This window comes from Streptomyces umbrinus, from assembly GCF_030817415.1.
GTDB classification, from domain to species: Bacteria; Actinomycetota; Actinomycetes; order Streptomycetales; family Streptomycetaceae; genus Streptomyces; species Streptomyces umbrinus_A.
On the sequence record NZ_JAUSZI010000002.1, the window covers coordinates 8,475,058 to 8,499,757 of the forward strand.

The window sequence follows — 24,700 nt, forward strand, 5'->3', positions numbered from 1 at the left end:
TCCCGTACGAGCCATGAGCTACGGGCGAGATCTCACATCCCACAGGCGTCCCCAACGCGGGACGGACGACCCAGGAGCGGCATATGAGCGCTGTGACCCCCGCCGGAGGCGACACCGCGGCGGTCCGTTCCTGGCCCGCCCTGCTGAACGGCCTGCTGGACGGACGTGACCTGAGCGCCGCCGACACCGCCTGGGCGATGGACCTGATCATGCGGGGCGAGGCGACCGACGCGCAGATCGCCGGGTTCGTGGTGGCCCTGCGGGCCAAGGGCGAGACCGTCGAGGAGATCGTCGGGTTCGTCCGGGCGATGTACGAGCACGCGAACGTGATCGAGGTGCCGGGGGAGACCGTCGACATCGTCGGTACGGGCGGCGACGGGGCGAAGACCGTCAACATCTCCACCATGTCGGCCATCGTCATCGCCGGTACGGGCGCCAAGGTCGTCAAGCACGGCAACCGGGCGGCCTCCTCGGCCTCCGGGGCGTCCGACGTGCTGGAGAAGCTCGGCGTCAATCTGGAGCTGCCGACGCACCGCGTGGCCCAGATCGCCGAGACGGCCGGGATCACCTTCTGCTTCGCGGCCAAGTTCCACCCCGCGATGCGTCATGCGGGTGCCGCGCGCGGGCAGTTGGGGATCCGTACGGTCTTCAACGCGCTCGGCCCGCTGACCAATCCGGCGAAGGTGAAGGCGCAGGCCGTCGGGTGCGCCGATCCCCGGATGGCGCCGATCATGGCCGGGGTGTTCGCCGAGCGCGGCAACTCCTCGCTCGTCTTCCGCGGGGACGACGGGCTGGACGAGCTGGCCACGACGGCCACGTCGCGGGTGTGGGTCGTGCGGGACGGCAAGGTGCGCGAGGAGTCGTTCGATCCGCGTGACGTGGGGATCGAGCTGGTGCCCGTGGAGGCGTTGCGGGGGGCTGACGCCTCGTACAACGCGGATGTGGCCCTGCGGCTGCTGAACGGGGAGACCGGGCCTGTGCGGGACGCTGTGCTGCTGAATTCGGCGGCTGCGCTGGTGGCTCTGTCGCCGGGGGACGGGCCGCTCGCGGACCAGCTCCGGGCGGGGATGGCGAAGGCGGCGGCGGCGATCGACTCCGGGGCGGCGAAGGCCACGCTGGAGCGGTGGGTGGCGGCGACCAACGCGTAGGCCCCGGCTGCGGCTGGTGTCGGGGGGCGGGGGCTTTTTTCGCCCCCGCCGCCCCTACCCATTCCCGTCACTTACTCAGGGGCTCCGCCCCCGAACCCCCGCCAAAAGATTGCGCAGTTCCCCGCGCCCCCAAGAAGGGGCGCGCTGTCCCGCGATGCGGACAGTGGGGTTGCGGTCGGATCATCGTGTGGCAAGATGCAGGCAGGTCATGAGCGACAGTCATCAGGCCCCGGCCGACTGTCCGGCAACCCTCCGTCCGTGGCGGGGTGCCCCGGGTGAAGACCAGGCCGTAGGCAGTGAGGTCTACGGCAAGCGCGGACCCCTCGCATCACCAGGGGTCCTGGTCGTCCGAGGGAGCCTTCTGTGAGCAAGCGAATGCGATAGGGCGTAGAGCCCCGCCTCCGCACACCCCTTTTCACCTTCACCCACGCTCGAGCCGTACCCGCTCGCGTGGTGTTCCCGCCTGCCTCACAGGAGTTCGCCATGTCTGTTTCCACCGCTGTCTCCACTGCTGCCGACCAGAGCGTCTGCCGTGACACCTCCGGGTCCCTGCCCGTTCTGGGGCGGGACGTCACCGTCCCGCTCGTCACCGGTGGCGAGGTCACCTACGCCGCGCTCGACTACGCCGCCAGCGCCCCGGCCCTCCAGCGGGTGTGGGACGACGTGGCCGCGTACGCCCCGTACTACGGGAGCGTGCACCGCGGGGCCGGGTACCTCTCCCAGCTGTCCACCGACCTGTTCGAGAACGCCCGCAGGACCGTCGAGGAGTTCCTCGACTGCCGCGACGGCGACCAGGTCGTCTTCACCCGGTCCACCACCGACTCGCTCAACCTCCTCGCCGCCGCACTCCCCGCCGACTGCCAGGTCTTCGTCTTCGAGACCGAGCACCACGCGTCCCTGCTCCCGTGGCGGGACGCCCGCGTCACCTACCTCAACGCCCCGCGCACCCCGGGCGAGGCCGTCGCGACGCTGGAGCGGGCGCTCGCCGAGCGGGACCCCCACGGGCCGGCGCTCGTGTGCGTGACGGGCGCCTCGAACGTCACCGGCGAGCTGTGGCCCGTACGGGAACTGGCCGCCGCCGCCCACGCACACGGCGCCCGGATCGTGCTCGACGCCGCCCAACTCGCACCCCACCACCCCGTGTCCGTACGGGAGTTGGACGTCGACTGGGTCGCTTTCTCCGGTCACAAGCTGTACGCGCCCTTCGGGTCGGGAGTCCTCGCCGGACGCGCCGACTGGCTGACCGCGGCCGAGCCGTACCTCGCGGGCGGGGGCGCCTCGCGGAAGGTCTCACGGCGGGTGGACGGCGGCGTGGACGTCGAGTGGCACGAGAGCGCCGCACGGCACGAGGCCGGGTCGCCCAACGTCATCGGCGCCTACTCCATCGCCTCCGCCTGCAAGGCCCTCACCGAGGCCGGCTTCGACACGCTGGTCGCCAGGGAGCAGCACCTGATCGACACCGTCCGGACCGGTCTCGCCGAAGTGCCCGAGGTGCGCGTCCTCTCCCTCTTCGGCGACGACGCGCCCCGCGTCGGCGTCATCTCCTTCGTCGTCGAGGGCTGGAACAGCTCGCACTTCGCCGCCGCGCTCTCCGCCGAATACGGCATCGGGGTGCGGGACGGACTGTTCTGCGCGCACCCGCTCGTCCGCACCCTCCTCGGCACCGACCCGCAGACCCAGGGCGAGTGCGGTGCCCCCGAGGCGGCACCCGGCGAGAAGTCCCTCAACGCGATCCGCGTGAGCTTCGGCGCGGGCACGCCCGACGAGCACGTCGAGCGGTTCGTCCGAGCCGTCAAGGAACTCGTGAGCGACGGCGCGAAGTGGAACTACCGCACGGTGGAAGGGCGTTGCGTCCCGGCGGTGTGACCCGGGAGATCCCCGTGCATCTGCCGCGTGCGGTCACACACCCGCCCCTCGTGGCAGCCCCGCCCCCAGCAGGATCATCCGCAGGGCGCGCTCGGTCGCGTCGGTGAGGAGTTCGGAGGCTCGTACGAGGGCTTCGGCGAGGGCCATCGGGGCGGGGAGGATGCCGGTGAAGGCGTCCACGCCCGGGACGGTGTGGGCGCCCTCGCCGAGGGTGCCCGCCAGGGCGAGGACCGGGCGTCCGTTCAGTTTGGCGCGGCGGGCCACCTCGGCCGGGACCTTGCCGCGCGGGGTCTGGTGGTCCAGGGCGCCCTCGGCGGTGAGGACCAGGTCGGCGCGGGCGAGGCGGGCGTCCAGGTCGAGATGGTCGAGGAGCACCTCGAAGCGGGGGAGGAGGCGGGCGCCGAGCGCGGCGAGGCCCGCGCCCAGGCCGCCGGAGGCACCCGTACCGGGGCCGCCGTACAGGTCGCAGGTGACCGGGAGGTCCCGGGTGAGGACGTACGCCCAGTTCTCCAGGCCAGCGGACAGCTCCTCGACCTGCGCGGGGGTCGCGCCCTTCTGCGGACCGAAGACGCGGGCGACGCCGCGCTCGCCGCACAGCACGTTGTACGGGTTGCAGGCGACCAGCAGTTCCGTGTGGGCGAGGCGGGGGTCGAGGCCCTTCGGGTCGATGTGGTGCAGGCGGATCAACTCCCGGCCGCCTTGGGGGAGTGCGAAGCCGTCCTCGTCGAGGAGGCGGGCGCCGAGCGCCTGCAGGGCTCCGGCGCCCCCGTCCGACGTACCCGAGTCGCCGCAGCCGACGAGGATGCGGCGTACGCCCGTGTCGAGGGCGGCACGGATCAGCTCGCCGACGCCGTACGTGGTGGTGGCGCCCGGATCGCGCAGGCCGTGCGGGACGAGGGAGAGGCCGGCCACCGCGGCCATCTCCACGACGGCCGTGTCGGCGGAGCCGAGGCCGGATCCGGTGCGGGATCCGGTGCCGAGCAGCGCGAAGTGGGTGCCCACGGGCTCGCCGAGCGGGCCGGTGGCGGGCAGGGCGACCAGCCGGCCCCCGGTCGCCGAGGCCAGGGCCCGGGCCGTCCCCTCGCCGCCGTCCACCAGGGGGATCAGGTCGACCTCGGCGTCCGGTACGACACGGCGTACGCCCGCCGCGATGGCGTCGGCGGCGGCCTGGGCGGACAGGGACTCCTTGAAGCCACTGGGGGCGACGGCGAAACGGGTCAGCATGAGGGGCTCCTTGAGGGCTTTGCGGCTAGGACGGCGTGGGGCTTCAGGGCTTCAGGACCGGGACGCCGAGCAGGGGCCACACGGTGAGGGCGAAGAGCAGGACGAGCGTCGCCGTCAGAGGGGCCAGGACCGCGGACAGGCGCAGCAGGTCACGCGGGGTGTACGTCGGTGTGCCGGGTATCTCGGCGAAGAGCGTGACCGGCTTGGCCGAGGCCGGGAGCGTGTGGCAGAAGCCCGCCGCGGCGGTGGACGCCAGCGCGGCCGCGACCGGATTGACCCCCGCGCCCACCGCCGCCGCGACCACCAGCGGCACGAGGACGGAGGAGCGGGCGGAGCGGGACTGGAGGACCAGATGGGCGGCCGTGCTCACCGCGACGACGAGCGCGAGGAACAGCCACGGGTCCACGCCGGCCGGCAGCCCGGACACCAGCCATCCCGCCGCCCCCGAGTCCGCGAGCGCGACGCCCATCGCCATCGTCGCGGCCATGAAGAGGAGCAGCGACCAGGGAACGGTCTTCAGAGCGTCCTTCAGGCCCACGGTCCCGAGAGCGGGCGAGGCCGCGACGACCGCGCCGATCAGGGCGACGACCGCGGGGGACACCTGGTGGAGGGGCTCGCTGCACCACAGCGCGACCACCGTGGCGAGCAGCAGCGCGCAGCGCGACTCGGCGGGCGACCAGGGGCCGGTGACAGGCTGCTCGCTGTGCTGCTGGATGTCATCGGCCGTGATCCGTACGGGAGTTCGGCGGTCCGCGCGCCGAGTCGTCGTCAACAGCACGGTCTCGGCGGCCAGATGGGAGGACGCCACGGCCAACGGCAGTCCGAGCAGCAGCCACTGAGTGAAGTCGATACGGTCCCCGGTCGTCTCCCACAGCACCGACACCGTGATCAGATGCGCACCCGCACCGATCAGGGTCGCCACCGCCGACAGCAGGATCACGGTCGGAAAGAGCAGCGCCAGCATCACGACCAGTCGCTTCCGGTCGGCCAGCACCTTGGCGAGCGCGAGGAACACCGGCAGCGCGAGCGCGGCCCGTCCGGAGGTCGCGGGCACCGCGAAGGCCGTCACCACCAGCGCGGCCGTCGTCAGATGCACCAACTGCCTGACTCCCCCACTCTCGGCTTCGCTCGAGCGGGGGGACCCCCATCGCGCCCCGCCCACCAGGAAGGCCGCCGCCCGCCCCGCGAGCCCCGTCCGGGCCACCGCGGCCGCCAGCACGAAGGCGCAGATCAGCAGCCAGACCGTCGAGTCCCCGAGCGTGCCGAAGAGCGTCTCGCTGCTGATCACACCGGTCACCGTGAGCGCGAGTCCCGCGCCCAGGGCGATGTACGTGTCGTCGATGGGCGTACCGATCCACGCACAGGTCGCCAGCGCGAACACGGCCAGCGTCAGCCGCGCGTCACCACCGAGCCCCGGAAAGTTCCCGGGCACGATCAGCAGGGCACAGAGGCTCAGGGCCACACAGAGGGCGGCGGCTTGCCGAAGATTCAGACTCACGACATTCAGAGTTCAGCGGGGCGGTGAGCCTCCAATGAGCCCCACATGAGGGAACCTTCACACGAGCCCCGTAAGGGGCGCGGGGAACCGCGCGATCAGCCACAACGCACCCGCAGCCATCAGACAACCGACCCAGCGGAACACTCACACGGGGAGCCGATACCCCATACCTCGCACAGTCTCCACCCGCTCAGCCCCAAGCTTCTTCCGAAGCGAACGCACGTACACATCAACGATGTTGGACCCGGGATCGAAGTCGTACCCCCACACATGCGACAGGATCTGCTCACGCGACAGAACCTGCCCGGGATGCCGCAGAAACAGCTCCAGCAACACGAACTCACGGGCCGTCAGGTCAACCACCCGCTCGCCCGCCCGAGCCCGCCGCGTACGCAGATCCAGCGTGAGGTCACCCCCGCGCAGCACGGTGACCTCAGGAACCCCCGCCGCCGTACGCAACCGCAGCCGCACCCGCGCGAGGAGTTCCTCGAAGCGGAACGGCTTGGTCATCCAGTCGTCGGCGCCGCCCTCCAGACCCGCCACCGCGTCGCGTACGGAGTCCCGGGCGGTCAGCACGATCACCGGGACCGTCACCCGGGCCTCGCGCAGTTCGCGCAGCACGGTGAACCCGTCCCGGCCGGGCAGCCCGATGTCCAGGATCACCAGGTCGAAGCCGCCGGTCAGCGCGTACTCGTAGGCCGAGTCGCCGTCCGCGACGACGGTCGTGGTGAAGCCGCCCGCGCGCAGCCCCTTCTCGACGAAGGAGGCGATGCGCTCCTCGTCCTCGACGATCAGGATGCGCTTCATGTCCAACGGGCCTTTCCGGTACGGGTGTTCATGTGCGGGTGCTCATGTTCGGGTGTTCATGAGCGGTCCGTCTCAAGGGGCTGGTCCGGCACGGAGTCGAGCACGACGACGAAGGTGGCCCCGCCGCCCGGGGTCTGCCGCAGCCCGACCTTCCCGCCCCGGTGCCCCTCCGCGATGGCCCGCACGATCGACAGGCCGAGGCCCGCGCCGCTGCCCCGGGTGCCGCGCCGGGAGGTGCCGCGCCGGAACCGCTCGAAGATCACCTCGGCGTCCTGCGGCTGCACACCGGGGCCCGAGTCGGCGACGTACAACTCGATGCGGCCGCCGGTGACGCGCGAGCCGATACGGATCGACTGGCCGGGGACGGTGTGCTGCACGGCGTTCTGGGCCAACTGGACCATCGCCTGGGTGATGCGCTGAGGGTCCAACTGGGCTTCCCCGTCGGCGACTTCGGCCAGTTCCCAGTGGCGGTCGCCGAGGGTGCGGGCCTTGACGAAGACGTCGGCGGTGAGCTCGGCGAGCTGCACCGGCTCGGGGGTGACGAAGTCGGGGCGCTCGGCCTTGGCGAGCAGCAGCAGGTCCTCGACGATGCGGCTCATCCGGTCGAGCTCGTCGGTGACCAGCCGGACGGTCTCCTCGCGCTCGGCCGGATCGTCGCCCATCAGTTCCAGATGGCCGCGCACGATGGTGATCGGGGTGCGCAGCTCATGGCCCGCGTCGTCGACGAACTCGCGCTGGGCCGCGAAGGCGCGTTCCAGCCGGTCGAGCATCGCGTTGAAGGTCTCTGCGAGCGCGGCGATGTCGTCGTGGCCGCGGACCGGGATGCGCCGGGTGAGGTCCTGCTCGGTGAGCTGGGCGGCGGCGGTACGCACCAGACGTACCGGCTTGAGGATCCGCCCGGCCACCACCCAGCCGATCCCCGTCGTCATCAGCAGCGCGACCCCGGAGATGGCGAGCAGGATGCGGAACACCTCGTCCACGCGGTCGTGCTCGCGCCCCGGATGGAAGGCGACCACGAAGGCGGCCTCCGGTTCACCGCCGGAGCGGGCGATGGCGACCTTGGCCCACCGGACGTCCCCGGCGGCGCGGTGCAGTGTGCCGGTGGACTCGGAGGACTCGAAGATCTGCCGGCGGCCGTCCTCGTCCTCGTGCAGGGGCAGTCCCGCGGGGATCTCACGGTCCTGGACGAGCTTGGCCGGGGCCGCGTCCGGGCCTCCCGCGAGCAGCCCCATCAGCTCCTCGTCCGGATCGGCGTACTGCCGCTCCAGGAAGACCTTGAGCAGCCGCCCCGGCTCGGTGAACGGCTCTCCGGTCGCGGGGTCCACCCCCCGCTCCTCGAAGTTCGCGAACTCGCCCGCCTCCTGGGCGAGCAGACCGCTGACGCGGGAGTCGACGTCCCGCAGGAGGATCGAACGGGTGGTCGTGGCCACGGCGGCGAGGGCGACGGCCATCACGAGCAGCAGCCAGAGCAGGATGCGGACCCGGGCCGAGATCCGCCGACGCACGGGAACGGGATCGAGAGCGGGATCGGACATGGGTTCGGGTACGGGCTCAGCCGTCGTCCCCGGGTCCGTCGTCATCGTCATCGTCGTCACTCACCGGAGGCCGCGACACGACCTCGTCACTCGGCGTCGGAGTCGGCGTGGGAGAGGCGGCCGACGTGGGCGTCGCAGAGGGCGACCCACTCTCCAGCTCCACCTTGGGCGGAACCTTCGGAGACTCCGGACTGTCGGTCAGGGCGTAACTGGTAGCAGCGATCCCCAGAGGAATCACCACCACAGCGGCAAGAGCCGCCATCCGATGAGAGAAAACCATGGCCCGATGCTGCGGGCCTCACCGGTGCCCCCGGATGAGCGCCGGATGAAGAACTCTTCATCCGGGCCGGGCCCCGTCAGGGGCGCGGGGAACTGCGCGACCAGCCACAACGGACCCGCACCCGGCACACACCCGCCACGACCCGACCTAGTTGTCGAGCCCAATCGCAAACGCAGCCTCAAGATCATGCTGAGAGTACGTACGGAACGCCACATGCGTATCCGTCCCCTCCACCCCCGGAATCTTGCTGATCATCCCGGGAATCACATCCGCCAGATCGTCATGCGCCTTCACCCGGACCATGGCGATCAAGTCATACGTGCCGGTCACGGAGAACACCTCACTGACGGAGTCCAGCGCGGCGATCGACTCCGCGATCTCAGGGATCCGGTCCACGCTGGTCTTGATGAGCACGATCGCGGTGATCACGGCTGGTTTTCTCCCTCGGTGGCCGTCGCTGGGGATTTCACTCTAGTCGTACGGCCATAGCGGACCCACGCGTAGAGGAACCCCGCCGAGAACCCCAGCAAATGCGCCAGATACGCCACCGCGGGGCCCCTGGGTCGCACGGCTCGCCGCCATCCACTGGAGGGAGACCCAGAAGGGCAGGACCACCCAGGCCGGAAACCGCAGCGGGAGGAAGAAGAGGAACGGAAAGAGACTGGTCACCCGGGCTTTGGGGAACAGGTAGAGGAACGCACCGAGGACCGCGGAGATCGCCCCGGACGCGCCGACCAACGTCTGCGCGGAGTCGGAGTGGGCGGCCGCGTAGCCGAACAGGGCGAGGTAGCCACAGCCCAGATAGAAGAGGGCGAACGCGAAGTGGCCCATCCTCTCCTCGGCCATCGCCCCGAAGACATAGAGGAAGAGCATGTTCCCCAGCAGATGCAGCCAGCTGCCGTGCACGAAGAGGGCGGTGGCCGGAGTGACGGCGGCCCGCGGTGTCCCCTCGAACAGTTCGACGGGCACCACGCCCCAGCGTTCGAAATAGGCCCGCTGCGCGGAAAGGAGCTCGTCGCCGGTGCCGTACGCGGGACTGAGGCCCGAGCCCGGCCCGATCACGAAGACCAGGCAGCACAGGGCGATCAGTCCGTAGGTCACCGGAGCGGACTGGCCCCGGACCGCCCTGACTGCCCTGTCGACGGGCCTACCCCAGTTGCCGATCATGAACAGAGCATGACGTAACGGGACCGAAGCGCACAGAGCGCCTCGCCGCTCCCGGTGGACGGGCGTCGAGTACCCGCCAGGCCTTAGGGTTACGAGCCACACGCTCCAGGGAACCTGGTGCGGCATGAGGACTCAGGAAAGTGAGCGACTGCAACGATGACGGTACCCCTGCCGACCGCCGAGACCCGGTGGCGCTGCACGCTCTGCGGCAACCTCACGCGATTCGACGTGACGCGTTCGTCGAAGGTCGTCGAGTACGTGCATCTGGACCTGGCCGGGGAACCGAAGATCGAGGAGCGCGAGGTGGTCAGTGAGACCATCGAGTCGGTGCGCTGTCGCTGGTGCAACGCGGTGGATCAGGTGGAACTGGTGGACAGGCCGGGCGCCGGCTCCTGACAGGAGCGGGCCCCGCACGGACGATGGGGTGAAGGATGGTGGAGACCACCACGGGCGGGGAGCCGGACGACGGCGCCGCCGAGGTGCTCGACCGTCCGCTGCCCGACGGCGTGCGCCGCAGGGTCGTACAGATCGTCTCGGACGGTTTCGGCGGCCTGACCGTGGCCGAACTGCCCGTACAGCTGCGGCAGTACGCCCGGTTCGCCCCCAATCGCCGTGCCAAGTTCGCGGGCAACGCGATGGCGGCGGCCCTGGAGACGGACCCGCTTTTCAGACAGCGCATCGCCGAGAAGCTCAGAGAGGCCCAGTCGGAGCTGACCGGCGCCCTCGACTCCGGCTCGCCGCCCCCGGCCGCGGACCCGCTGGACGTGGCGGCCGCGGCCTATGTGCTGCGTCCCCCGGGCTGGGTGAAGCTGGTGACCGCCGCGGGCGAGGAGGCCCTGCGGGCGGACGCCGAGCGCGCCGACGAGGAGACTCGCGCCGAGCTGGACCGGCTTCGTGAGGAGCTCGCCGAGGCGCGCGGCCAGACCCGCACCGAGACGGAGCGGCTGCGGACGGAGCTGGAGTCGGCGAAGAAGGAAGCCGAATCGCTTCACCGCAAGCTGCGCGGGGCCCTCAGTGACGTCAAGCGCGGCGAGGCGGCCCTGCGCAAGCTGCGGGGTGAGATGGAGTCCGTCCGCGGCGAGGGGCAGGCCCACGTGTCCGCCGCCGAGAGTGAGACCCGGCGGCTCAAGGCGCGGCTGAGCGAGGTCGAGGCCACTCTGGAGGCCACCCGCCGCGCGGCCCGCGAGGGGCGCAGTGTCGAGGACATGCGCGTACGGCTGCTGCTTGACACCGTGCTCGACGCGGCACAGGGGCTGCGGCGCGAACTCGCCCTGCCGCCGGTGTCGGTGCGGCCCGCGGAGACCGTGGACGCGGTCGAACCGGGACGGATGACACCAAAAGACATCGCGGCCCGTGCGCTGTCCGAAAACGATCCCGCGATCCTCGACCAGTTGCTCGCGCTGCCGCAGGCGCATCTGGTCGTCGACGGCTACAACGTCACCAAGACCGGCTATCCGCAGATGCCGCTGGAGAAGCAGCGGCTGCGGCTCCTCGGGCAGCTCTCGCAGCTCGCCGCGCAGACCGGCGCCGAGGTCACCTGTGTCTTCGACGGGGCCGAGCTGGCCGCTCCGGTGCTGCTCGCTCCGCCGCGCGGGGTGCGGGTGCTCTTCTCCAAACCCGGCGTCACCGCCGACGAGTTGATCCGCCAGCTCGTGCGCGCCGAGCCGCCCGGGCGGCCCGTCATCGTCGTCTCGACCGACCGCGAGGTGGCCGACGGGGTGGCGAAGGCGGGAGCGCGCCCGGTGGCCTCCGCGGTGCTCCTGAAGCGGTTCTCGCGCGGCTGAGCGAGCGGGGCTCGGGCGGCCGGGCGAGTGGGTTTCAAGCAGGCGCGCAAGGGAATTTCGCGGGGCCGACCTTCTGATGGTGTACGTCACCTACGTAACAGGCGCCCCAAGTGCAACACATGTGCAGCTTGCCCGAATTGGCGAAACCTTCACGCAACGTAGCGTCAAGCGAGCGTTACTGCATGTGAGTTGAGTGCAAAGAATGCGGTCGGTGACCGAGATTTTTCCGAGGAGGATTTGAACTGATCACAAGAACATCACTAGGGTCGGGCGTCGAACCTCTACTCGGGTGATCACTCATTGGGAGTGACGGTGGAGGGGCACCGCCAACCGGTGTTCTCGGTGGGCGGCTGAGGTAATGAAGGAGCTCGCCTCCGTGGCGTCCCACCGTCGACCGAAGCAGCCGAGCCGCACCCGCGTGACCGTGCTCACCACCGCCGCCGCTGCAGCCGTGGCCCTCAGTTCGCAGGCGGCCAACGCCGCGCCCAGCGAGAAGCCGGGCAAGGCCGAGGTCAAGGCCAAGGTCGACAAGCTCTACGAAGAGGTGGAGCGCGCCACCGACAAGGCCAACGGGGCCGAGGAGAAGCAGGAAAAGCTCGAAAAAGAGATCGACACCATCCAGGACCAGGTCGCGCGAGGCCAGGACGAGCTCAACACCATGCGCGACAGCCTCGGTCTGATGGCCAGCTCCCAGTACCGCACGGGCGCGATCGATCCCTCCGTCCAGCTCTTCCTCTCCTCCGACCCGGACGACTACCTCGACAAGGCGTCCACGATCGACCAGCTGAGCGCTCAGCAGGTCGAGGCGCTGAAGAAGGTCCAGGAGAAGCAGCGGACCCTCGCCCAGCAGCGTCAGGAAGCCGCCGGCAAGCTCAAGGACCTCTCCGAGACCCGCAAGACCCTGGGTCAGAAGAAGAAGGAAGTCCAGACCAAGCTCGCCGACGCGCGCAAGCTCCTCAACACCCTGACCGCCAAGGAGCAGGCGGCCCTGACCGCCGCGGACACGCGTGCCAGCCGGGACGCCGGGGACCGCATCGAGCTCGGCAACGAGGTGCCCGCCTCCGAGCGCGGCGCCGCCGCCCTCGCCGCCGCCAAGACCCAGATGGGCAAGCCGTACGTCTCCGGTGGCAGCGGCCCCAACTCGTACGACTGCTCGGGTCTGACGCAGTGGGCGTACGGCCAGGCCGGTGTGTCGATAACCCGGACCACCTACACGCAGCAGAACGACGGCGTGAAGATCGGCCGCGATCAGCTCAAGCCCGGCGACCTGGTCTTCTTCAACAGCCTCGGCCACGTCGGTCTGTACGCGGGCAACGGCGTCATCGTGCACGCCCCGAAGCCGGGTGCCGTCGTCCGCCTCGAGTCGATGAGCACGATCGGCACCTTCCAGTTCGGCGTCCGGGTCTGATCCCCCCTCGGGCCCGGAACCTCTCCGGGCCCGCCGGGAAGTTGATCGCCACGCCGCCCGAACGGGCGAATTCCCGTAACTCCCGCTGACCCCACGCCCCGCTGATGACCTGCGTCTGAGGCGGGGCGTCACGTTGTGTACCCGTATGGGTCTTTGGCCACCGCGTAGTCGCACGGCTACTGTCTGCCGCGTTTCCCCCAACTCCGGGGGCACGTCAGCGGAAGGGAGTGCGGCTTCCTGTGGGGTCCCATCGCCGCCTTGTACCGTCCGGCTTCGACCGGGGCGCCCGAGGCGCCACCCTGTGCGTACTGACCGCCGCGGCCGCGGCCCTCGGCGTCCTGCCGGCCGGCGCCGCGCCGCAGGACGACACCCGCGCCGAGGTGGACCGGCTGTACGAGGAGGCCGAGCACGCCACCGAGTCGTACAACAAGGCCGACGAGCGCACGGACACACTGCGCGACCAGGTGGACAGGGCGCAGGACCGGATGGCCAGACAGCAGGACCGCATCAACACCATGCGGGACGCGCTGGGTTCGCTCGCCGGGGCCCAGTACCGCTCCGGCGGTCTCGATCCCTCGCTGGCGCTGATGTTCTCCGACGACCCCGACGAGTACCTCGACAAAGCGGCCGTGCTCGACCGGATCACCTCCCGGCAGGCCGGGGAACTCAAGGAACTGCAGGGCGCCATGCGTGATCTCTCCCAGGAGCGCGAGGAGGCGACCCGCAAGCTCGGCGAACTGGACAGGAGCCGCAAGGCGGTCGCCCGGCACAAGCGCACCGTCGAGCAGAAGCTGTCCAAGGCACGGCAGTTGCTCAACGCCATGCCGGGCGCCGACCGAGCCGCCTACGACCGGGCCTCCCGCTCGGGCGGCCGAGTCCCCGACCTGACCGGTGCTGTCCCGTCCTCCGGCCGCGCGGCCGCCGCCGTCGCCGCTGCCCGCTCGGCCGTCGGCCGCCCGTACGTCTGGGGCGCCAACGGACCCTCCGGGTTCGACTGCTCCGGCCTCACCCAGTGGTCGTACGCGCAGGCCGGTGTCGGTCTGCCGCGCACCTCGCAGGCCCAGGCGCACACCGGACGGTCGGTGCCGCTCTCCCAGGCGCAGCCCGGCGACATTGTCACTTACCGGGGCGACGCCAGCCATGTCGGGATGTACGTGGGCAACGGCCAGGTGATCCACGCGCCCTACCCGGGCGCCCCGGTGCGCTACGACCCGGTGGGCATGATGCCCGTCAACACCGTGACGCGCCCCTGACCCCACGGGCGGAGCGCCGTACGATCAGGGTCGTGGCTGGTCGTGGGCGTGCGCCGAGGTGGGTCGTGGGAGTGCTGCTGGCGGCTCTGACCGCGTCGGCCGGCTGCGGTGGCGGCTCCGGGACCGACAGCGCGTCCGGTGACGTCCAGCGCGTGCTCGACACGCGGGCGGCGGCGGTGCGCGACGGCAGCGAGCGGGAGTTCGTGGCGACGCAGGCACCGGCCACCCTCGCCGCAGGGGAACGCGCCGCCGCGCGCACCGAGTTCAGGAACCTGCGGGGGGTCCCGCTGGCCGACTGGGCGTACCGCGTGACCGGCCTCCACCGCTCCGGCGACCGCGCCACGGCCGACGCGGAGCTCCGCTACCGCATAGAGGGCTATGACAAGGCCCCCATCGTCACCGCCCGCACGCTGAGCCTGGCACGGGCCGACGGGCGCTGGTACGTGACCGCCGACCGGCCCGCCAAGGACTCCAGCCAGCAACTGTGGGAGCAGGGGGCGGTCCTGGCCGTACGTGGCGAGCACAGCCTCGTCCTGGGCGTCGGGCGCCCCCGCGGCGCGCTGCGCCACTACGCGGAGCTGGCCGACCGCGCGGTGCCCGCGGTGCGGGAGGCGTGGGGCGAGGAGTGGTCGCGGCGGGTCGTCGTCCTCGTACCGAAGTCGCTGGACGGGATGGCGGGGCTGCTCGGGGCGCCCGCGTCCGGGTACCGGGGGATCGCCGCGGTCACCACGGGCGAGGTGAGCGAAGCGAAATGGGGGTCCCCCCGGCCGGAGGCTGGGGGAGGATCGGCGAAGGCGCCCGCCGACCGGATCATCGTCAACCCCGACGCGTACGGGGTGCTCGGCGCCTTCGGGCGGCAGGTCGTCCTCACACACGAGACGACCCATGTCGCGACCCGTGCGTCGACCTCGGCCGCCACGCCGCTGTGGCTCTCCGAGGGGTACGCGGACTGGGTCGGCTACCGCGGCACCGGGCGCACGGCTCCGCAGGCCGCGCCGGAGCTGGCCCGGGCGGTGGCCGAGGGGCGGGTGCCCGACGCGCTGCCGGGCGACGAGGACTTCGGGTTCGGCGGCGACGCGGGTTCGCTGGCGCGGGCCTACGAGGGTGGGTGGCTGGCCTGCCGGATGATCGCCGAGCGGTGGGGTGAGGTGCGGCTGGGGGAGTTCTACCGGGCCGTGGGGAAGCGGGAGAAACGGGCCGGGGCCGTGGAGGCGGGGCTGGAGGAGGTCCTGGGTACGTCGCTGGAGGAGTTCACGGGGGCGTGGCGAGCGTATGTGCGGGATCGGCTTGGGTGATGGGCGATGGCTGCGGGCCCGGTGGGGGCTGGTCGCGCCGTTCCCCGCGCCCCTAAAGGGGCTGGGGCTGCACCTGCCGTCTTTTAGGGGCGCGGGGAACTGCGCGACCAGCCACGACGGACCCGCACACGATGCGCCGGACGTCCGGCGCAGCCGCTCAGGAGCTCAGTGGCTCCTGAGCGCGGGCCGTCTGAGCGGGCAACTCGGCCTGGGGCGCGTACGACACCGTGTCGCGCCAGAGGAGGGCGGCGGCCGTGACGGACGCGGCGACCAGCAGGCCGTTGCGGATCACGAGCAGGGTGATGCCGAGGCCGTCGCTGCCGACGACGTTGGCGAAATAGACGGGGAACTCCAGGACCGTGAAGAAGCACGCCGTCAGGACCATCCCGGCCGGCAGCCCCATCCGGCTGCCGCGGAAGACCAGGCACACGGCGGCCAGACCGACCAGCCACACCATGTACTGCGGGCTGATCACCCGGCTGGTCGTCGTGAACAGGAGCACCGCCACGAACGCGGCGTCCGCGACCGTGTGCGCCAGGAAGCGCGTCGCCAGCAGCCGCCACATCAGCAGCCAGCCGAACGCGAGCGCCGTCAGCAGCAGGGCCGCCGTGCTCACCAGGTCGACGTACGGGCCGAGGAACTCCACCGAGCCGTAGTTGAGCAGGACCTGGCCCTCCCACCCGTGGTGCCGGGCGATGTGGAAGACCAGGGAGCCGAGGGACTCGACCTCGGTACCCCGGTCGCGCTGGAAGGTCATGAACGCGAACGCGCCGGGCATCGACACCGCGAACAACAGTGCCAGCCCCGCGGCCGTCGCCGCCGCCGCGCCCCATGCCCTCCGCTTCGCCGAGCCCACGAGCAGCAGCGCCGGCCACACCTTCAGCATCGCGCCGAACGCGGCGAGCACGCCCATCACGCGCGGATGCCGGGCACCCGCGAGGATCGCGGCCACGACGACTGCCGTCACCATCACGTCGTACCGCGAGTACACCGTCGGCCCGAGCAGCGGTACGCCCACCACCCACACCCAGGCGCCGCGCAGCGACTTGCCCGGGCGCCGGCCCGCGTACAGGAGCAGACCGAAGGCCACCAGATCGGCGAGGAAGGCCATGACGAAGAACGCCGAGGTGTACTCCAGGAAAGGCAGCAGCCCGGGGGAGAGGATCGCGAGCGCGGCGGCCGGCGGGTACTGCCAGGTCACGTCGTCCAGCGGGAAGGTGCCGGTGCGCAGGACCTCGTACCAGCCCTGGTAGATCACCGAGACGTCGCTGGTGACATCGGGGCCGGGGAAGATCCACACCTTGAAGACGAAGAGCAGCAGCATCAGCCTGGTCAGGCCCCAGGCCCCCACCAGCGGATACGGGAACCTCGCCCCCCTCGCTCCCGTCATGCCCACCTGTCCTCTTCCGTACGGATCCTGTGTGCGGCCATGATTCCCCGCGCGGCTGTGCGAGAGCCTTGAAGCGCGGCCGTGCGGAGCTGCTGGGTGCGGGTTCGGTACTTCCGTGCTTTCGGTACTGTCGACGGCGATGCACAAGACCCTGATCGTGACCAACGACTTTCCGCCGAGGCCGGGCGGCATCCAGGCCTTCCTGCACAACATGGCGTTGCGCCTGGACCCCGAGCGGCTCGTCGTCTACGCCTCCACCTGGAAGCGGGGCCGGGAGGGAGCCGAGGCGACGGCCGCCTTCGACGCCGAACAGCCCTTCGCCATCGTACGCGACCGAACAACCATGCTGTTGCCCACTCCGAGGGTCTCCCAGCGGGCCGTGGGGCTGCTCCGGGAACACGGTTGTACGTCGGTGTGGTTCGGTGCCGCGGCGCCGCTCGGGCTGCTGGCGCCCGCGCTGAGGAAGGCCGGCGCCGAGCGTCTCGTGGCCACGACGCACGGGCACGAGGCGGGGTGGGCGCAACTGCCCGGCTCGCGCGAACTGCTGCGCAGGATCGGCGAGTCGACGGACACGATCACCTATCTCGGCGAGTACACGCGCTCGCGGATCGCCGCCGCGCTGACGCCCGGGGCGGCCGCGCGGATGGCCCAACTGCCGCCGGGCGTCGACGAGAAGACCTTCCACCCCGGCTCGGGCGGCGACGTCGTCCGCGCCCGCCTCGGCCTGACCGACCGCCCGGTCGTCGTCTGCGTCTCCCGGCTGGTGCCGCGCAAGGGCCAGGACACGCTCATCCTCGCGATGCCGCGGATCCTGGCGAGCGAGCCCGAGGCTGTGCTGCTGATCGTGGGCGGCGGGCCGTACGAGAAGGATCTGCGCAGGCTCGCGCACGAGACCGGGGTCGCCGACTCCGTCCGCTTCACCGGGGCCGTCCCCTGGTCCGAACTGCCCGCCCACTACGGCGCCGGTGACGTCTTCGCCATGCCGTGCCGCACCCGCCGCGGAGGCCTCGACGTCGAGGGGCTCGGCATCGTCTACCTGGAGGCCTCCGCGACCGGGCTGCCCGTGGTCGCCGGCGACTCCGGCGGTGCGCCTGATGCCGTCCTCGACGGCGAGACCGGCTGGGTCGTCCGGGGTGGCTCCCCCGAGGACGCGGCCGACCGCATCACCGCCCTGCTCGGCGATCCGGAGCTGCGGTGCCGGATGGGGGAGCGGGGGCGGGAGTGGGTCGAGGAGAAGTGGCGCTGGGACCTGCTGGCGGAGAGGCTGAAGGAGCTGCTGTAGGGCTGCGCCTTGCTGCTTCTTGGAGCTCGGCAGAGCAGGTTGTCGGGTGACTGCGGGTGAGTTGTGGCTGATCGCGCAGTTCCCCGCGCCCCTAAAAAGACGGTGGGTGCAGCCCCAGCCCCTTCAGGGGCGCGGGGAACTGCGCGATCAGCCCCCACCGGGCCGCAGCCATCACGATCACCGGACCCGCGCCACAAGGCCATTCCAGTGAGGCTCAGCCTCGATAGATGGCCTCGATCTCGTCCGCGTAGTCCTTCGCCACCACATTGCGCTTGAGCTTCAGGGACGGCGTGAGGTGGCCGGAGTCCTCGGTGAACTGGTGGGCGAGAATCCGGAACTTCCGCACCGACTCCGCCTTCGACACCGCGGCGTTGCCGTCGTCGACAGCGCTCTGGATCGCCGCGAGCAGATCCGGATCCTGTCCGAGCGACGCCGCGGTGGACCCCGCCGGCTTGCCGTGCTCCTCGGCCCAGTGGCCCAGGAACTCGTCGTCGATGGTGACCAGCGCGCCCACGAACGGACGCCCGTCGCCGACGACCATGCACTCCGCGACCAGCGCGTGCGCCCGGATACGGTCCTCGATCACGGCCGGGGCGACGTTCTTACCGCCCGCGGTGACGATGATCTCCTTCTTGCGGCCGGTGATCCGCAGATAGCCGTCCTCGTCGAGCGTGCCGATGTCACCTGTGTGGAACCAGCCGTCGGCGAGCGCCTCGGCGGTCGCGGCCTCGTTGTTCCAGTACCCCTTGAACAGGTGCTCGCCGTGCAGCAGCACCTCGCCGTCGTCCGCGATGCGGATCACGGAACCCGGCAGCGGCTGGCCGACCGTGCCGATCTTCTGCCGGTCCCACGGGTTGAAGGCGGTGGCCGCACAGGACTCGGTGAGGCCGTAGCCCTCCAGGACCGTGAAGCCGATACCGCGGAAGAAGTGGCCGAGCCGCTCGCCCAGCGGGGCGCCGCCCGAGATCGCGTACTCGCCCTTGCCGCCGAGCACCGCGCGCAGCTTGCTGTAGACGAGTGCGTCGAACGTCTTGTGCTTGATCCGCAGGCCGATCGACGGGCCCGACGGGGTGTCCAGCGCGCGGCTGTACGCGATCGCCGTGTCCGCCGCCTTGTCGAAGATCTTGCCCTTGCCGTCCGCCTGCGCCTTGGCCCGCGCCGAGTTGTAGACCTTCTCGAAGACGCGCGGTACACCGAGGATCAACGTCGGCCGGAACGAGGCCAGTTCGTCGGTGAGGTTCTTGATGTCCGGGACCATGCCCAGCTTGATCGGCGCCATCATCGGCGCGACCTGCACGAGCCGCCCGAAGACGTGCGCGAGCGGCAGGAAGAGCAGCACCGAACACTCACCCGTACGGAACAGGGGACGCAGCCGCTCCACGATGTTGCCGCACTCGGCGAAGAAGCTGCGGTGGGTCAGCACACAGCCCTTGGGGCGCCCGGTGGTACCGCTCGTGTAGACGATGGTCGCCGGGTCGTCGGCCTTGGCGAGCGAGCTGCGCTCCTCGACGGCGGCGTCCGTGACGTCCTTGCCGGCCCGGCCGAGCTCCTCGACACCGCCGCCCTCGATCTGCCAGACGTGCTTGAGGTGGGGCAGCCCGTGCCGCACCGACTCCACGGCGGCCGCGTGCGCGTCCAGCTCCACGACGACGGCGGTCGCGCCCGAGTCGCCGAGGATCCACTGCACCTGCTCCGCCGAACTGGTCTCGTACACCGGCACGGTGACCGCGCCCGCGCTCCAGATCGCGAAGTCGAGGAGCGTCCACTCGTAGCGCGTACGCGACATGAGGCCGACCCGGTCGCCGGGCGCCACGCCCGAGGCGATCAGGCCCTTGGCGGCGGCCTGTACCTCGGCGAGGAAGGTCGTGGCCGAGACGTCCGTCCAAGTGCCGCCGACCTTACGGGCGATGACCGCCACGTCCGGATGCTGCGCGGCGTTTCTGCGGACGATGTCGGTCAGATTGCCGTCCGCAGGGACCTCGTACAAAGCCGGAAGGCTGAACTCGCGCAAGACTGCTGCTCCTCATAGGGCGCCGACGCCACGACTTCGTGTGATGCGACGGAGCGGTCCAAGGCTCGGGCGTGTGCTCTGGGACCCAAGGTGGTTGAAACCCTGAGCACGACTGGACTGCCCGGACGTTACCCGCCGGTACTGCCTCTACGACAGGGGGGTCGGGTGAGATGTTCCCCGCGTCACACGCGTTGGTGTTCCTCTTGAGTGTTCCTCCGCGCACAGTAGTCCACCACGTTACTGACTGGGAGGTAACCGCAGGTCCGCCCGCGTCTACACACGTTTGCTCCACAGGCTTACCCTTGATCGCCATGGCAGGCACACAAGGCGGCAACGCCGACGACATCGGCGGCCCGGGCGGCGAGGCCCGAAAGACGCGCGTCCACGTGGTGAGCGACGTACACGGCAACGTCCGTGACCTGGTCAGGGCCGGTGAAGGCGCGGACGCCCTGATCTGTCTGGGCGACCTCGTGCTCTTCATCGACTACGCCGACCACTCCCGCGGCATCTTCCCGGATCTCTTCGGCACCGAGAACACGGACCGCATCGTCGAGCTCCGCACCGCCCGCCACTACGAGGAGGCCCGGGCCTTCGGCGCGCGGCTGTGGGCGGGCGTCGACCGCGGACCCGCCATCGAGAAGGCCGTACGGAAGCAGTACGCCGAACTGTTCGCGGCGTTCCCCACTCCGACGTACGCCACCTACGGCAACGTCGACGTGCCGCCCCTGTGGTCGGAGTACGCCGGGCCCGGCACCACCGTGCTCGACGGCGAGCGGGTCGAGATCGGCGGCCGCGTCTTCGGCTTCGTCGGCGGAGGCCTGCGTACGCCCATGCGGACGCCGTACGAGATCAGCGACGAGGAGTACGCGGCGAAGATCGAGGCTGTCGGCGAGGTCGACGTGCTGTGCACGCACATCCCGCCGGAAGTGCCCGAGCTCGTCTACGACACGGTGGCGCGGCGCTTCGAGCGGGGGAGCCGGGCACTGCTCGACGCGATCCGGCGCACCCGGCCGCGTTACTCGCTCTTCGGCCACGTCCATCAGCCGCTCGCCCGGCGGATGCGCGTCGGCGCCACGGAGTGCGTCAACGTGGGCCACTTCGCCGGAACGGGGAAGCCGTGGGGGCTGGAGTGGTGAGGGCTACCGGCGGTCGCAGGGCCGGGGGCGGCCGGGAGTCCGGCGCGCGGTAGCCTTCACGCTGCATACACAGGTAGGAAGCGTTCGTACCCCGACGAACACCCCTATGTCCGGACCGCATCTGGAGGAGCCACGGCGATGGCGGAACACACCAGCTCGAGCATCACGATCGAGGCGGCACCGGCCGATGTCATGGCGGTGATCGCCGACTTCGCCCGCTATCCGGACTGGACCGGCGAGGTGAAGGAGGCGGAGGTGCTCGCCACGGACGAGAAGGGCCGCGCGGAGCAGGTGCGCCTCGTCATGGACGCCGGCGCGATCAAGGACGACCAGACCCTCGGCTACACCTGGACCGGCGACCACGAGGTCTCCTGGACCCTGGTCAAGTCCCAGATGCTCCGCTCCCTCGACGGCTCGTACATCCTCAAGCCCGCGGGCACCGGCGCCACCCAGGTCACCTACCAGCTCACCGTCGACGTCAAGATCCCCATGCTCGGCATGATCAAGCGCAAGGCGGAAAAGGTCATCATCGACCGTGCCTTGGCGGGCTTGAAGAAGAGGGTGGAGTCGGGCGAGAAGTAGGCGGCACGGGTGAGTGGCGGCCGAATCTTCAGCCCGTCCGGCGTTTGAGGACGAGCGCGTCAGCGCGATACGGGGGTCTGGGGGCGGAGCCCCCAGGGGATGGGAACGGGTAGGGGCGGCGGGGGCGAAACCCTCTCTGCTCAGCCCGCCGGCCAGGCACCGGTACCGTTGACCTACATGCGCACCATCCTGATCACCGGCCCCGGCGGCTCCGGCCGCACCACCGTCGCCGCGGCCACCGCCCTGGAGGCCTCCCGCCAGGGAACCCGCACCCTGGTGCTCACAGCCGACCGCACCGACACCCTCGGCGCCATCCTCGGCACCCCCACCGGCCCCACCCCCGCCGAGGCCGCCCCTCACCTCACCACCTGGCGACCGGACGCCACCGAGGCCTTCCGCACGGACCTCCTCGCGTTCCAGGACCGCGCCGCCACCGCCCTCGGCCTACTGGGCGCCGCCCGTCTGGACGGCGAGGAACTCACGCCCCTGCCCGGCGCCGAGGAACTCGCCCTGCTCCGCGCCCTGCGCGACGCGGCCACGGCGGACACGTACGACCTCCTGGTCGTCGACCTGCCGCCCACCCCCCAGGCACTCGCCCTCCTCGCCCTGCCCGAACAGCTGCGCCGCTACCTCCGCCGCCTGCTCCCCGCGGAGCGCCAGGCCGCCCGCGCGCTGCGCCCCGTACTCGGCCGTCTCGCCGGCGTCCCGATGCCCTCGGAGTGGCTGTACGAGACGGCAGCCCGCTGGGACGTCGAGCTGGCCGCCGTCCAACTGGCCGTCGAGGACGCGGCCACGACCGTACGGCTGGTCGCCGAGCCGGGCCCGGCCGGCACCGACGCCGTACGCACCGCCGCCACCGGCCTCGCCCTGCGCGGCCTGCGCACCGACGCCCTGGTCGCGAACCGCGTCCTGCCCGACGCGTCCCCCGACACCTGGCTCGCCGCCCTCGCCGTACAGCAGCGCAAGGCACTCGACGAGTGGCGTGACGAGTGGGGGCGGACGTTCGACGTACGCGAGATCCCCCACCTCGGCCGGGACCCGCGCGGCGCCGAGGACCTCGCCGCGCTGCCCGTGCCCGCGCCGGGGGAGGCCCCGGGACCGGTCGAGTGGCCCGTCGCCGACCGGCTCGCCGACGACGGCGTGCTCGTCTGGCACATCCCGCTCCCCGGCGCGATACGGGAGGAGCTCGACCTCGTACGCCGTGGCGACGAACTCGTAGTCACGGCAGGGCAGTTCCGCCGGATCGTCCCGCTTCCGTCCGCCCTGCGACGCTGCACGGTGGACGGTGCCTCCCTGCGCGACGGCGAACTGGCCGTCCGCTTCGCACCGGACCCGGACCTGTGGCCCCGCGGAAGGTGACCGAGTCCCGTTTCTGTGGCGGCGCACACGATGAACGGCGTACCCCCGTTCGGGTAACGTCGAGAGATACAGATCCCACGCTTGGAGTCCGCCATGAGCGATGAGCGCCCCACGTCCGACGCCGACGCCGCCAAGGACGCGCTCGACGAGGTGCGCGCGACCGACGCCGATGCCTGGGCGAAGGCGTGCGCCGAGGACCTCGCCGCGGAGAAGGCCCGCCGCCGCACCCAGTACGGCCAGCCGCCCGGCTCGGCCGCCGAGGAACTGCGCAAGCTCGTCGACGCCGTCGCCGACAAGCTCTCCGGGCTGCAGTCGCCGCTGCTCGGCGCGGTCGCGGGCGGCGCCGCGCAGCAGATGGTCAACCAGGTGGTGCAGCAGGCCAAGGCCGCCGTCGAGCCCGTCATCGAGCGCAACCCCGATGTCTTCGACCACCTCGCCACCGCCGGCTCCGAACTGCTCGCCGCCTACCGCTCCGCCGTCGAGGCGCAGGAGCGGCGCTGGACCACCCGTGACACCGCCCAGGGCCCCCGTGACGAGGGCACCGGTCCCGGTGAACACATCGACCTCGACTGAAGCCCCTCGGGTACGGTTGGCCGTAGCGGGGCTCGACCGAAACTGAGGGATTCATGGGACTCACCATCGGCGTCGATATCGGCGGCACGAAGATCGCGGCCGGCGTGGTCGATGAGGAAGGCAACATCCTCTCGACCTTCAAGGTGCCGACTCCGACGACGCCGCAGGCCATCGTGGACGCGATCGCCGCGGCCGTAGAGGGTGCACGGGCGGGGCACGAGATCGTCGGCGTGGGCATCGGCGCCGCCGGATACGTGAACCGCCAGCGCTCGACGGTCTACTTCGCGCCGAACATCGACTGGCGGCAGGAGCCCCTGAAGGACGAGGTGGAGGCCCGCGTGGGCCTGCCGGTCGTCGTCGAGAACGACGCGAACGCGGCGGCGTGGGGCGAGTACAAGTTCGGCGCGGGCAAAGGCCACCGCAACGTCATCTGCATCACGCTGGGCACCGGCCTCGGCGGCGGCATCATCATCGGCAACAAGCTGCGCCGCGGGCACTTCGGTGTGGCCGCCGAGTTCGGCCACATCCGGATGGTTCCCGACGGCCTGCTGTGCGGCTGCGGCTCCCAGGGCTGCTGGGAGCAGTACGCGTCCGGGCGCGCCCTCGTCAGGTACGCGAAGCAGCGGGCCAACGCGACCCCCGAGAACGCGGAGATCCTGCTGTCGCTCGGCGACGGCTCCCCCGACGGCATCGAGGGCAAGCACATCTCGATGGCCGCCCGCCAGGGTGACGCGGTGGCCGTCGACTCGTACCGCGAGCTGGCCCGCTGGGCCGGTGCCGGTCTGGCCGATCTGGCCTCGCTCTTCGACCCCTCCGCGTTCATCGTCGGCGGCGGGCTCTCGGACGAGGGCGAGCTCGTTCTCGACCCCATTCGCAAGTCGTACAAGCGCTGGCTCGTGGGCGGCAACTGGCGTCCCGTCGCCGACGTCATCGCCGCCCGACTGGGCAACGAGGCGGGGCTGGTGGGTGCGGCGGATCTGGCTCGGGAGCCCGATCCGATCATGTAGTCGCGCTTCGACCGCCCGCCGTTTCCCTCCGGGGGCGGCGGGCGGTTCTGCTTGAGGGGCTGAGAGGTTGGGGGGTGAGGGTCGTGGGGATCTGC

At 71.2% G+C, this 24,700-nt stretch carries 21 protein-coding genes, 1 pseudogene and 1 riboswitch; of the genes and pseudogenes, 13 read left to right on the top strand and 9 right to left on the bottom strand.

Features of this window, described 5'->3' with window-relative positions:
- The first annotated feature begins 83 nt into the window (after positions 1 to 83).
- Positions 84 to 1,148 (top strand): anthranilate phosphoribosyltransferase, encoded by a 1,065-nt coding sequence (gene trpD / locus QF035_RS37415; protein WP_307525348.1) that lies wholly within the window; start codon positions 84 to 86, stop codon positions 1,146 to 1,148.
- Positions 1,149 to 1,352: 204 nt separating this feature from the next.
- A riboswitch (SAM riboswitch) is annotated at positions 1,353 to 1,469 on the top strand.
- Between the two features lie 162 nt (positions 1,470 to 1,631).
- Entirely contained in the window at positions 1,632 to 3,014 is a 1,383-nt protein-coding gene (locus QF035_RS37420) for an aminotransferase class V-fold PLP-dependent enzyme (protein WP_307525350.1), read from the top strand.
- Positions 3,015 to 3,047: 33 nt separating this feature from the next.
- Here QF035_RS37420 and QF035_RS37425 read toward each other — a convergent pair whose 3' ends face one another.
- From QF035_RS37425 to QF035_RS37455, 7 genes and pseudogenes are all read right to left on the bottom strand, one after another.
- Positions 3,048 to 4,238 (bottom strand): glycerate kinase family protein, encoded by a 1,191-nt coding sequence (locus QF035_RS37425; protein ID WP_307525352.1) that lies wholly within the window; start codon positions 4,236 to 4,238, stop codon positions 3,048 to 3,050.
- 43 nt (positions 4,239 to 4,281) lie between these two features.
- Positions 4,282 to 5,736 (bottom strand): SLC13 family permease, encoded by a 1,455-nt coding sequence (locus tag QF035_RS37430; protein WP_307525353.1) that lies wholly within the window; start codon positions 5,734 to 5,736, stop codon positions 4,282 to 4,284.
- 144 nt (positions 5,737 to 5,880) lie between these two features.
- Positions 5,881 to 6,543 (bottom strand): response regulator transcription factor, encoded by a 663-nt coding sequence (locus QF035_RS37435; protein ID WP_269654581.1) that lies wholly within the window; start codon positions 6,541 to 6,543, stop codon positions 5,881 to 5,883.
- 56 nt (positions 6,544 to 6,599) lie between these two features.
- Positions 6,600 to 8,078, bottom strand: a complete 1,479-nt coding sequence (locus QF035_RS37440; RefSeq protein ID WP_307531725.1) for a sensor histidine kinase — start codon at positions 8,076 to 8,078, stop codon at positions 6,600 to 6,602.
- Between the two features lie 16 nt (positions 8,079 to 8,094).
- Positions 8,095 to 8,358, bottom strand: coding sequence for a small secreted hydrophilic protein (locus QF035_RS37445; protein WP_307525355.1), 264 nt, complete (start codon positions 8,356 to 8,358; stop codon positions 8,095 to 8,097).
- A 147-nt stretch (positions 8,359 to 8,505) separates the two neighbouring features.
- Positions 8,506 to 8,787 carry an Lrp/AsnC family transcriptional regulator gene (locus tag QF035_RS37450; protein WP_055615922.1) on the bottom strand — a complete coding sequence of 94 codons (282 nt, stop codon included), beginning with the start codon at positions 8,785 to 8,787 and terminating at the stop codon, positions 8,506 to 8,508.
- Positions 8,784 to 9,525 (bottom strand): annotated as a pseudogene (locus tag QF035_RS37455) (rhomboid family intramembrane serine protease). The gene QF035_RS37450 and the pseudogene QF035_RS37455 overlap by 4 nt, the downstream one beginning before the upstream one ends.
- Positions 9,526 to 9,681: 156 nt before the next feature.
- Between QF035_RS37455 and QF035_RS37460 the strand changes: the two are divergent.
- From QF035_RS37460 to QF035_RS37480, 5 genes are all read left to right on the top strand, one after another.
- Entirely contained in the window at positions 9,682 to 9,921 is a 240-nt protein-coding gene (locus tag QF035_RS37460) for a hypothetical protein (protein WP_055615920.1), read from the top strand.
- A 35-nt stretch (positions 9,922 to 9,956) separates the two neighbouring features.
- Complete coding sequence (locus tag QF035_RS37465; RefSeq protein WP_307525359.1) at positions 9,957 to 11,309, top strand: NYN domain-containing protein; 1,353 nt, start codon at positions 9,957 to 9,959, stop codon at positions 11,307 to 11,309.
- 376 nt (positions 11,310 to 11,685) lie between these two features.
- On the top strand, positions 11,686 to 12,717 hold the full coding sequence (locus tag QF035_RS37470; protein WP_307525361.1) for a C40 family peptidase: 1,032 nt from the start codon (positions 11,686 to 11,688) through the stop codon (positions 12,715 to 12,717).
- Between the two features lie 239 nt (positions 12,718 to 12,956).
- Positions 12,957 to 13,970 carry a C40 family peptidase gene (locus QF035_RS37475; RefSeq protein WP_307525363.1) on the top strand — a complete coding sequence of 338 codons (1,014 nt, stop codon included), beginning with the start codon at positions 12,957 to 12,959 and terminating at the stop codon, positions 13,968 to 13,970.
- A 32-nt stretch (positions 13,971 to 14,002) separates the two neighbouring features.
- Positions 14,003 to 15,265 (top strand): hypothetical protein, encoded by a 1,263-nt coding sequence (locus QF035_RS37480; RefSeq protein ID WP_373466796.1) that lies wholly within the window; start codon positions 14,003 to 14,005, stop codon positions 15,263 to 15,265.
- Between the two features lie 157 nt (positions 15,266 to 15,422).
- Here QF035_RS37480 and QF035_RS37485 read toward each other — a convergent pair whose 3' ends face one another.
- Complete coding sequence (locus tag QF035_RS37485) at positions 15,423 to 16,655, bottom strand: glycosyltransferase 87 family protein (protein ID WP_307525365.1); 1,233 nt, start codon at positions 16,653 to 16,655, stop codon at positions 15,423 to 15,425.
- A 139-nt stretch (positions 16,656 to 16,794) separates the two neighbouring features.
- Here QF035_RS37485 and QF035_RS37490 point away from each other — a divergent pair, with 139 nt between their 5' ends.
- Complete coding sequence (locus QF035_RS37490; RefSeq protein WP_269652366.1) at positions 16,795 to 17,937, top strand: glycosyltransferase family 4 protein; 1,143 nt, start codon at positions 16,795 to 16,797, stop codon at positions 17,935 to 17,937.
- A 214-nt stretch (positions 17,938 to 18,151) separates the two neighbouring features.
- On the opposite strand, the gene QF035_RS37495 is transcribed toward QF035_RS37490, so the two are convergent.
- Positions 18,152 to 19,948, bottom strand: coding sequence for an AMP-dependent synthetase/ligase (locus tag QF035_RS37495; RefSeq protein WP_307525367.1), 1,797 nt, complete (start codon positions 19,946 to 19,948; stop codon positions 18,152 to 18,154).
- Positions 19,949 to 20,259: 311 nt separating this feature from the next.
- On the opposite strand from QF035_RS37495, the gene QF035_RS37500 reads away from it, so the two are divergent.
- The 5 genes from QF035_RS37500 to QF035_RS37520 all read left to right on the top strand — a co-directional run bounded on the left by QF035_RS37500 (position 20,260) and on the right by QF035_RS37520 (position 24,605).
- Positions 20,260 to 21,084, top strand: coding sequence for a metallophosphoesterase family protein (locus QF035_RS37500; protein WP_307525369.1), 825 nt, complete (start codon positions 20,260 to 20,262; stop codon positions 21,082 to 21,084).
- A gap of 138 nt (positions 21,085 to 21,222) precedes the next feature.
- Positions 21,223 to 21,666, top strand: a complete 444-nt coding sequence (locus QF035_RS37505) for an SRPBCC family protein (protein ID WP_055618724.1) — start codon at positions 21,223 to 21,225, stop codon at positions 21,664 to 21,666.
- Between the two features lie 177 nt (positions 21,667 to 21,843).
- On the top strand, positions 21,844 to 23,025 hold the full coding sequence (locus tag QF035_RS37510; RefSeq protein ID WP_307525372.1) for an ArsA family ATPase: 1,182 nt from the start codon (positions 21,844 to 21,846) through the stop codon (positions 23,023 to 23,025).
- Positions 23,026 to 23,118: 93 nt separating this feature from the next.
- Positions 23,119 to 23,598, top strand: coding sequence for a DUF5304 domain-containing protein (locus QF035_RS37515; protein WP_200398791.1), 480 nt, complete (start codon positions 23,119 to 23,121; stop codon positions 23,596 to 23,598).
- A 53-nt stretch (positions 23,599 to 23,651) separates the two neighbouring features.
- Entirely contained in the window at positions 23,652 to 24,605 is a 954-nt protein-coding gene (locus QF035_RS37520) for an ROK family glucokinase (RefSeq protein WP_055612056.1), read from the top strand.
- The last annotated feature ends 95 nt before the right edge of the window (positions 24,606 to 24,700 follow it).